We start from the raw sequence: 9,555 nt of genomic DNA, 5'->3' as shown, positions 1-9,555 counted from the left end.
CCGTGGCCGGCGCGAACGCCAGCGCGAACCTGTACTCGCTGCTGCAGACCTGCCGGGCCAACGGCATCGACGGCTACCAGTACCTCAAGGCGCTGCTCATCGAACTGCCCAAGGCCAGGAACGTCGAAGACTTCGAGGCCTTGCTGCCCTGGCGCATACCACTGGCCGGCCGCTGATCAGCAGACCGCCATCGGCGCAAGGGCGCGGTCAAATGACCGCTTACATTCGAGCGGCTGCTGGTTACCTTCGAAGCCAACAGTGGTCGATCGGATGAAGCCGTCGAGACCTCGCGCCGGCAATCACCACCAAGTCGCCGGTCCGACCGGAAGCGCGTCCCGACGGCTCACTCGACTTCTTAGGCGAAGTCCTGCATGTCACGTCCTCGTCGACCACCCCCGGTCCGTCGCTCAGGTGCGGCGCGCCGACGGCCGCGGCTCAGCAGCGGTCGTGCCCGCTGCACGGTCGCGCCGCGCGCCCAGCCATTGGTTGCCGATTCCCACACCGAACAGCACGACGCAGGCGGCCGTCGAGCCGGCGTCGGGCAGCAAGCTCAAAAGCCCGACCAGCGTGAAGTAGACGCGCCAGCCGGCCCCCATCGGGCGCAACAGCCAGCCGATCAGTGCGAAGCTGATGGCCGAGAAACCGAGCAGCACGCTGAGCAGGCCCCACGCGGTGTCCTGTAAGTCGCCGAGCAGCAGCAACCCAGGATGGACGATGGCGGTGAACGGGATCAGAAAGCCCGGCACGCACAGCATGAACGCGCTCCAGCCGGTGGCCGCCGGCGACGCGCGGCTGACCGATGCCGCCGCGTACGCCGCCAATGCCACCGGCGGCGTGACCATCGACAAAATCGCGAAGTAGAAAATGAAGAAATGCGCCGCCAGGGGCTCAGTGCCGACGGCGATCAGCGCCGGCGCCAGCAGCACCGCGGCCATGATGTACGCCGAAGTGGTCGGCATGCCGGTGCCGAGCACGAGGCTGGCGAGCATGGTCAGCCCCAGCAGCACCGGCAGGCTGCCGCCGGCCAGCCAGATCATCAGGCCAGTGAACTTGGTGCCCAGTCCGGTGAACGCGATCACCGCGACGACGATGCCGGCCACCGCGCACGGCAGCGCGACGCTGATCGTGCGTTCGGCCGAAACGATCATTGCTTCGACGATGCCCATCAAGCCACGCCGCGTGCCGCTGCGCAGGCTGCCGACAGCGATCGTCGCAGCACAGGCCTCAAGCGCCGCATTCTCGACCGGGTGGCCGGCGACGACGCGGTAGATCAGCCAGGCCAGCGGAAGGAGCAGGTGGCCGCGCGCAGCGAGCACCGTGCCGATGCGCTCGCCCATGAGCGCGTCCGACGGCTGCAGGCCTTCGCAGCGCGCCTTCAGGTCGACCATCAGCAGCAACGCGAGGAAATAGACGACCGAGGGCAAGATCGCGGCCAGCACGATGGTCTGGTACGGCACCTGCAGGAAGTCGGCCATGATGAAGGCGGCCGCACCCATCACCGGCGGCACCAGTTGCCCGCCGGTCGAGGCGGCCGCTTCGACGGCGCCGGCGAAGCGCGGCGAATAGCCGACGCGCTTCATCAGCGGGATCGTGAAGATGCCGGTGCTCATCACGTTGGCGACCGCGCTGCCCGACACGCTGCCGAGCAGACCCGAGGCCACCACCGAGGCCTTGGCCGGGCCGCCCGTGGCGCGCCCGGTGATCGCGAAGGCGATGTCGATGATCATCTTGCCGCCGCCGTAGACGTCGTACACCGCGGCGAACAGGATGAAATAAAACACCGTCGAGACCGACACGCCGACCGGCACGCCGAAGATGCCGTGCAGCGAGAGGAACTCGATGTCAATGAAGCGCTCCAGACCGCTGTAGCGGTGCGCCAGATCGCCGGGCAGGAAAGGTCCGACAAAGAAATAGACGACGAACAGCGCCGCGAACAGCGCCAGGCCGAGCCCGAGCACGCGCCGCCCGGCCTCGAACAAGGCAACCAGCAGCAGCAGCCCGAGCACGTACTCGGCCGGCTCGACCGCATCGAGCCCCTGCACGCGCACCTCCATCAGGTACGCGGCGTTGAAGGCGATGTAGGCCGCCGGCGCGAACGCGACCAGCCCGACCAGCAGCCAGCCGAGGCGGCGCGGTGAGAGCGCCGGCGCCGCCAGCCCGAACATCGCGAACGCCAGCGCCAGCGCGAAGCCGACGTGCAAGGCACGCTGCGTCAGCGTGTCAATCGACGGCTGCAAGACGAAGGCGATCTGCGCCACCGTCCAGGCCAGCGCGATCAGCATGACCGGCTGGCCCAGGTCGGACCACCGGCGCAGCACGAGCCGGCTCGACTCGGTCGCTTGCGAGTCGCGCGGCGGCATGTCGCCGCCCCCCGAGTGCGGCGCTTCGCTGCTCACTTCAGCCAGCCGCGTTCACGGTAATAGCGCTCGGCGCCGGCATGCAGAGGCAAGCCGTTGACCTCGCGCTTCCAAGCGCCGCGGGCGCAGTCGAATTCGGCGAGCGCCTTGTGCGCGGTGCGCAGCTTGTCGGTGCGCTCGCAGATCGTCTTCGTGATCAGGTAGGCGAGGTCGTTCGCCAGGGCCGTGCTCGCGAACAGCGTCGTCGTCGTCGCCGGCAACAACACCTCCTTGTCCTGGCCGGGGAAGGTGCCCTTGGGCAAGACGCGCGTTTCCCAGCCGTAGCGCTTGGAGATCTCGTCGAGCGTGGCCTTCGACGGCTCCAGGAAGGTCACGGGCGTCGATTGGGCGATCTCTGTGATGCTCGGATGGCCGAGCGTGGCGACATGCACGAACACGTCGCCGCTGCCCCCGGCGAAGCGGTTCTTGACCATGTCGTAGCTGCCGTACTCGTAGCCGCCGCCCTGGGCCTTGAGCGGCTCCTCGCCGGCGCCGGCCAGGTCGAGCAGTTGCTGGCCGCCATAGGCGCCGATGCTGCCGCGTTGCAGCAGGGTGACCGTCGACTTCGGCCGCACGGTCTTGAAAAAGTCGCCAAGCTCGGGGGAAAAGCCAGTGCCCCGCGCGATCGGCACCAGGTAGTACTCGTCCCAGCCGCCGACCAGCGCGCGCAACTCCGGCAGCGGCTCCTTGAACGAGTTGCGGCCTTCCAGCGCCCAGCTACCGACCACCGCCATGCCGAAAGCGAGCTGGGCCTTGCCGCTGTCCACCAGCTTCGGGTTGGCCAGGCCGCCGGCCAGCGGCGGCGTATCGACCGTCGAGCCGGGCGGCAGCACGCTTCGAAGCAGCTCGCCGAGATTGACCGAATAGACGTACCAACTCGAGCCCTGTGCGAACGAGCCGATGGTCAGGTTGACCGGTTGCTGCTGCGCCTGCGCAGGCACCGCAGCGCAGCATAGTGCGACCGCCAGTGCCCAGCGACGCGGCGTGGACCGAAGCTTGTTCAACATGCTTGTCTCCTTGGTTGAAAGTTCATGCGGTTCGCGCTCCGGCCCTGCGGCGTGCCACGGGGGCGGTGCGCTGATTTCTTGACCCTCGAATCTCCTTTTCGCCAGCCATCCCTGAATCCTGTCTGGCCGTCCGTGCTGAGTCAGCTTATCGAATCAGCACGGGAAAAAGGTCCTAAAGTACGTTCAGCCGCAGGCCGGAAGTAGAATAATCTTTCAGCTTTATGCAAATGGCTAGGATCAGGTTGCGGGCTTGGTAGAGACGCCTAGGCAAACCTCCTCGCAGCCGCTGACAACGCGTGCAGGGCGCCGGTACGACTCTGTCGCGCGGGCCTTGATGGAAGCTTGAAGGCACGAGCGGATCTGTGCGTTAGGCCTGCCACATCGAGGATGATTTGTCATGAAACCAGATTCCAGACGGAAACTCGACCAAATAGACAAAAAGATCCTCCTACTGTTACAGGAGGACGCTTTGCTTCCGGTACAGGAGATTGCGGCGCGCGTCAACTTGTCGACAACACCTTGCTGGCGTCGCATACAGCAGTTGCGGGAATGGGCCGTCATCAAGCAGCACGTCGCCATTCTCGATCCGGCAAAGGTCAACTTGCCGGTGAGTGTCTTCGTAGGGATCAAAACCAGTCAGCACAATGCCCCTTGGCTAGACAAGTTTGCGCGTAGCGTGAAGCAGTTGCCTGAAGTGCTCGAGTTCTACCGCATGAGCGGCGATGTTGACTATCTTCTTCGAGTCGTCGTGCCTGATATCGGCGGCTACGACGTTTTCTACAAGAAGCTCATCAAGGTGGCAGAGCTTACTGACGTGAGTTCGAGCTTTGCGATGGAACAGATCAAGTACACCACAGCGCTCCCACTCGATCACGTCTGACAGACGTCGCGCCGCACGCCGGTTACCGGACCCGCGGGTATCCATCGGATGCAGCCGAAATGCTTATTGAAGTCTCCGCGCCTCGGCAGCCTCGTGCAGAAGGCTCAATGGCCGAGAGTCCCCTTCAAAATTTGCAGACTTGCGAATGTGGCGCGATAGAACCGCGATGAAGGCTGACGCCGCCGGAGTCAATGGCCTTCGGGGATTCGTGACACATACGATGTGCCTTGTCACGCGAGGCGACTGGATAGAACGGCCATGGAGGCTCTCGACGTCCAACTGCCGACGTACCGCAATTCGCGGCAGCAATGTACAGAAGTCGCTCTCGTGTACGAGCTTCAGGATGGCGCCAATCGAATCGATTTCGACCAGCGGCGCCAAACTGACATCTTCCGCCTGCGCAAAGCTTTCAAGGATGCCGCGCAAACCATGCTGACGCGTCGGCAACACCAACTTCAGTTGCGCTAAATGGGCAAACGGCACCGCCTCTGACAGCCGCGCATGCTGCGGACCGGTGACGACGAGCAACTCTTCTTCGGAAATCGGTTGGGTGTTGAGCGCCAGCGGCCGGCGCGGCTTGTTGATGACGGCCGCGTCGAGGTGTCCGACCGACACGGCATCGGTCAGAGTGCCGCTGAAACCATCGGTCATTGAGAGAGCAACCTTCGGGTGCGCGGCAGAAAACTCCAGTAGCGCATCCACCAGAACGCCCTGCGCAATGGTGGCGATCATGCCGACGCGCACCTGCCCGTTCAGTTCAGCGTTGGTCTGCATGACCTGTTCGCGTGCCCGAGAGAAGTCGCCGAGGATGGGCAGGAAGAGACGGTACATCTGCCGTGCTTCGCTGGTCGGTTGCATGCCCTGCGAACCGCGCACGAACAGCTGCTGGCCTATCTCCTTCTCAAGCTTGGCGATCTGCATGCTCAGCGCAGGCTGCACGATGTTTAATCGCTTGGCGGCGCGCGTGACAGAGCCTTCTTCGTAGAGACAGACGAAATACTGAATCTGCCGAAACTCCATCGCGCGCCTGTACGTCATCAGATTGAATGATGTGGATGATCATTTCATATTAATTGACCTGATACGCGGCTATTTTTAGACTTTCCTCTTGGATGGCCCTTTTCGCCCGATCGCCGGAGACAGCTTCACATGCCCTCGTCACCCGCGTTGGACACGCCGTTTGCCATATCTCCGAGTCGGCTGATCCTGGGCCACATCCATCCCCCGTGCCCGCCGCCTCGGGCTTCAACGGCGTGTGTCGGCGACCCTCTGCGCGGCGCCGGGGAACAACGCGGGCATCAATGCTGAGTGACCCCATGCTGGCGAGTGTGCGTCCTGTTGTCGACGCGCTCGCGCGTCCCCATCTCGGCCGCCCGGCCCAGCGCGTAGAAGACCGCGCGCTTCTCACCGGTCGGGGCCGCTATGGCGACGATGCGCCCGTGCGCAGCGGCACGCTGCATGCGGCGGTGCTGCGCTCGCCGCATGCGCACGCCAAGCTGTTGGCCGTGCGCACGGAACGCGCCGAAGCGATGCCCGGCGTACGCGCGGTGCTGACGGGTGCCGACGTGCAGCGCTGGTCCAAGCCCTTCATCGTCGGCGTCAAGCAGCCCATGGAACTATGGACTCTGGCGATAGACAAGGTGCGCTACGTCGGCGAACCGATCGCTGTGGTGGTAGCCGAGAGCCGCTACCTCGCAGAGGACGCGCTCGAACTCCTCGAGGTCGACTACAAGCCACTGCGCGCGGTCGTCGACATCGAATCGGCCGCGGCCGACGGCGCCCCCGTGCTGCATGAGCGCGTGGGCAGCAACGTGGTGAGCGACCGCAGCTTCTGCTACGGCGACCCAGATGCCGCATTCGACGCAGCGGCGCGCCACGTGGCGCTCACCATTCACTACCCACGCAATTCCTGCACGCCGATCGAGACCGCCGTCGTCATAGCCGAGTTCGTGTCCGAGCAGGACGGCTATGACATTCAATCCAACTTCATGGGCCCGTTCTCACTGCACACGGTGATGGCAATGGCGCTCAAGGTGCCCGGCAACCGTCTGCGGCACCGCACCTTCGCCGACTCGGGGGGCAGTTTCGGAGTCAAGCAGGCAGTGATGGCGCCAGCCGTGCTGATGTGTCTGGCGGCACGCAAGGCGGGCGCACCGGTGAAGTGGGTAGAAGACCGGCTCGAACATCTGACCGCCGCGACCTCCGCCACCGGGCGGTTGTGTCACGCAAAGGCTGCTGTCGAGAGCGACGGCCGCATCATGGCGCTGTCGCTCGACCAATTCGACGACTGCGGCGGCTACCTGCGTGCGCCCGAGCCGGCCACCTTCTACCGCATGCACGGCTGCCTGACCGGCGCCTACGCCATCGAACATCTGCGCGTGCGCAATCGCGTGGTGCTCACGAACAAGACGCCGAGCGGCTTGGTGCGCGGCTTCGGCGGGCCGCAGGTGTACTTCGCACTCGAACGGTTGGTCCAGCGGATTGCGGTCGAGCTCGAACTTGACCCGCTGGACGTGTACCGCCGTAACTTCATCGCGAGCAATGCCTTCCCCTACCGCGCCGCAGCCGGCGCACTGATCGATTCCGGCGACTACCAAAGCGCGCTCGCCATGGCAGCGCGCGATGGCGGTCTGGCCGAGCTGCGCCAGCGGCAGCAAGCAGCTCGCGCTGAAGGCAGGCTCTACGGCATCGGCTTTGCGGCCGTCGTGGAGCCCTCGGTATCGAACATGGGCTACATCACCACCGTGACACCGCGCGAACAGCGCGCCAAGGCCGGCCCAAAGAACGGCGCCATCGCTGCGGCCACCGTGAGCATCGATCCGCTGGGCGGGCTCACCGCGGTGATCGCCTCGTCCCCGGCCGGCCAGGGCCATCGCACGGTGTGCGCGCAGGTGGTGGCTGATGTCTTCGGCGTGGAGCCGTCGGAAGTCTCTGTCAACGTCGAGTTCGACACGCAAAAAGACGCCTGGTCAGTGGCTGCCGGCAACTATTCCAGCCGCTTTGCCGGCGCGGTGGCCGGCACGCTGCACCTGGCCTGCACGCGGCTACGCGACAAACTGGCGGGCATCGCCGCAGCATCGCTGGACTGCGCGGCGGCCGACATCGTGTTCGCCAGTGGCAAGGTGTACGCCAAGCAAGCACCCGGGCGCAGCCTCCCCTTCGCCCGCTTTGCCGCCAGCCCGCACTGGGCGCCGGGCCTGCTGCCCGCGGGCACCGACCCCGGCCTGCGCGAGACCGCTTTCTGGACGCCGCCGCAGCTGACCGCGCCCGATGAGCAGGACCGTGTCAACACCTCCGCTGCCTACGGCTTTGCCTTCGACATCTGCGCGGTGGAAGTCGACCGCGACACCGGCCGCGTGCGCATCGACCGCTATGTCACCACGCACGACGCCGGCACTTTGCTCAACTCGGCACTGGCCGACGGCCAGATTCGCGGCGGATTCGCGCAGGGCTTGGGCGCGGCGCTGATGGAAGAGTTCCGTTACGGCCCCGACGGCAGCTTCCAGTCGGGCACCTTCGCCGACTATCTGGTGCCGACCACCTGCGAAGTGCCCGACCCGGTGATCCTCCACATGGAAACGCCGAGCCCCTTCACGCCGCTCGGCGCCAAGGGCTTGGGCGAAGGCAACAACATGAGCACTCCGCCATGCATCGCCAATGCGGTGGCCGACGCGCTGGGGCGTGCCGACATCGTGCTGCCGCTGACGCCCTCGCGCGTGATGGACCTGATCGGCATGGACGACCCGGCGCCATCGCGCGGCAGCGCTGCCGCGGCCATGCCGTCGACCTGCAAGGCCGTGGCTGCCGGCCAGAGCCCCAAGAGCGCCAAGGGCGGCAAGGCGCTGTCGGCGCAGGGCGAGATCCTGCTGCCGGCCACGCCCGAGGCAGTGTTCGCGGTGCTGCTCGACCCGGTCGCGCTGGCCCGCGTCATCCCCGGCTGCAACGCGTTGGAATTGATCGGTCCCAACCGCTACCGCGCCGACGTCACGGTGGGCGTCGGCATGATCAAGGCGCGCTACGCCGCCGAGGTCGCGTTGAGCGAGATCGAGGCGCCGCATCGCCTGCGGCTCGCAGGCTCGGGCCTGTCGAGCGTCGGTGCAGCCAAGGGCAGCGGACTGGTATCGCTAGAACTCAGTGACCGCGGCACGCTGCTGCGCTACGACTACGAGGCGGAAATTTCGGGCAAAGTCGCGGCGGTCGGCGGCCGCATGCTCGAAGGCGCGACCAAGATCGTTCTCAAGCAGCTGTTCGAACAGCTCGGCCGGCAGGCTGGCGGCCAAGGCGCAGCGGCGGTACCGACTTCGTGGTGGCGCGGAGTGCTGCAGCGCTTCGGGGGCGCAAAGTGAAGCCCGCCGCCTTTGACTACGTGCGCGCCGAGACGGGCGACGAGGCCGTGCAGCAGCTGCGCGCTCTGGGCGCTGACGCGCGGATCCTGGCCGGCGGTCAATCGCTGATGGCCGTGCTCAACATGCGCCTTGCACAACCCAGCGCGCTGATCGACATCTCGCGCACCGGCGACCTCGATTACGTGCGCGCCGAGGGCGGCATGCTGGCCGTCGGTGCAGCGGCCACGCAAGGCAGCGTCGAGTGGCGCAAGACGCTCGCGCAGGAAGTGCCGCTGCTAGCGCAGGCCTTCCCGCTTATCTCGCACTTCCAGATACGCAACCGCGGCACCGTCTGCGGCTCGGTCGCGCACGCCGATCCCAGCGCGGAGATTCCGCTGGTGCTGCTGGCGCTCGGCGGCGAGGTGGTGCTGCGCAACGCGTCGAAGCGCCGCACCCTGGCCGCGGCCGATTTCTTCCAAGGCATGTTGATGACGGCACGAGCGCCCGACGAACTGCTGGAAGAGGTCCGCTTCCCGCTGGCCGCTGCTGGTCAGCGCAGCGCCTTCACCGAGTTCTCGGCCCGGCACGGCGACTTCGCCATCGTCTCGGTCGCGGCGGTGGCCGACACGCGCGGCCTACGCCTCGCGGTGGGCGGCGTGGCCGACCGGCCGCGCCTCGCGCAATGGCCGGCCGGCCAGCGCGGCGGCGAGCTCGAAAGCGCTCTCAACGACTTCGCCTGGGAACTGGAGGCGCAGGACGACGCACACGCCAGCGCCGCCTTCCGCCGCCACTTGGTGCGCCGCCTCGGCGCGCAGATGCTGGCCCGTGTCACGGAGAACCCTGCATGAAACAGATCGGCCGCGACAGCCTGCACACGGTGCGGCTGCACCTCAACGGCACCGCGCGCACCGCGCCTTGCACGCCGCGCATGCTGCTGTCGGACTTCC

Annotated in this window: 7 protein-coding genes; 4 read left to right on the top strand and 3 right to left on the bottom strand. The window is 66.4% G+C overall.

The window, feature by feature from the left end; all coding sequences use genetic code 11:
- A partial coding sequence (locus H0W38_RS09415; RefSeq protein WP_292453159.1) for a transposase domain-containing protein occupies positions 1-176 on the top strand: 176 nt, incomplete at its 5' end.
- A 231-nt stretch (positions 177-407) separates the two neighbouring features.
- Here H0W38_RS09415 and H0W38_RS09410 read toward each other — a convergent pair.
- Together H0W38_RS09410 and H0W38_RS09405 are read right to left on the bottom strand one after the other, a co-directional pair.
- The gene (locus H0W38_RS09410) at positions 408-2,396 is read right to left on the bottom strand and encodes a TRAP transporter fused permease subunit (protein ID WP_292453158.1); all 1,989 of its coding nucleotides are present in this window, start codon (positions 2,394-2,396) and stop codon (positions 408-410) included.
- Positions 2,393-3,403 carry a TAXI family TRAP transporter solute-binding subunit gene (locus H0W38_RS09405; protein WP_292453156.1) on the bottom strand — a complete coding sequence of 337 codons (1,011 nt, stop codon included), beginning with the start codon at positions 3,401-3,403 and terminating at the stop codon, positions 2,393-2,395. Before H0W38_RS09405 ends, H0W38_RS09410 begins: the two co-directional genes overlap by 4 nt.
- 397 nt (positions 3,404-3,800) lie before the next feature.
- Between H0W38_RS09405 and H0W38_RS09400 the strand changes: the two genes are divergently transcribed.
- Entirely contained in the window at positions 3,801-4,283 is a 483-nt protein-coding gene (locus H0W38_RS09400) for an Lrp/AsnC family transcriptional regulator (RefSeq protein ID WP_292453155.1), read from the top strand.
- Between the two features lie 63 nt (positions 4,284-4,346).
- Here the strand turns inward: H0W38_RS09400 and H0W38_RS09395 are convergent, their stop codons facing one another.
- Positions 4,347-5,303 carry a LysR family transcriptional regulator gene (locus tag H0W38_RS09395; RefSeq protein ID WP_292453153.1) on the bottom strand — a complete coding sequence of 319 codons (957 nt, stop codon included), beginning with the start codon at positions 5,301-5,303 and terminating at the stop codon, positions 4,347-4,349.
- 296 nt (positions 5,304-5,599) lie between these two features.
- Here H0W38_RS09395 and H0W38_RS09390 point away from each other — a divergent pair, with 296 nt between their 5' ends.
- Both H0W38_RS09390 and H0W38_RS09385 read left to right on the top strand, forming a co-directional pair.
- On the top strand, positions 5,600-8,629 hold the full coding sequence (locus H0W38_RS09390) for a molybdopterin cofactor-binding domain-containing protein (protein WP_292453150.1): 3,030 nt from the start codon (positions 5,600-5,602) through the stop codon (positions 8,627-8,629).
- Complete coding sequence (locus tag H0W38_RS09385) at positions 8,626-9,456, top strand: FAD binding domain-containing protein (RefSeq protein WP_292453147.1); 831 nt, start codon at positions 8,626-8,628, stop codon at positions 9,454-9,456. The genes H0W38_RS09390 and H0W38_RS09385 overlap by 4 nt, the downstream gene beginning before the upstream one ends.
- Positions 9,457-9,555 lie beyond the last annotated feature (99 nt).

The sequence above is a fragment of the Methylibium sp. genome (assembly GCF_013817365.1).
GTDB lineage: Bacteria > Pseudomonadota > Gammaproteobacteria > Burkholderiales > Burkholderiaceae_C > Methylibium.
This window is presented reverse-complemented; position numbering and strand designations above follow the sequence as displayed.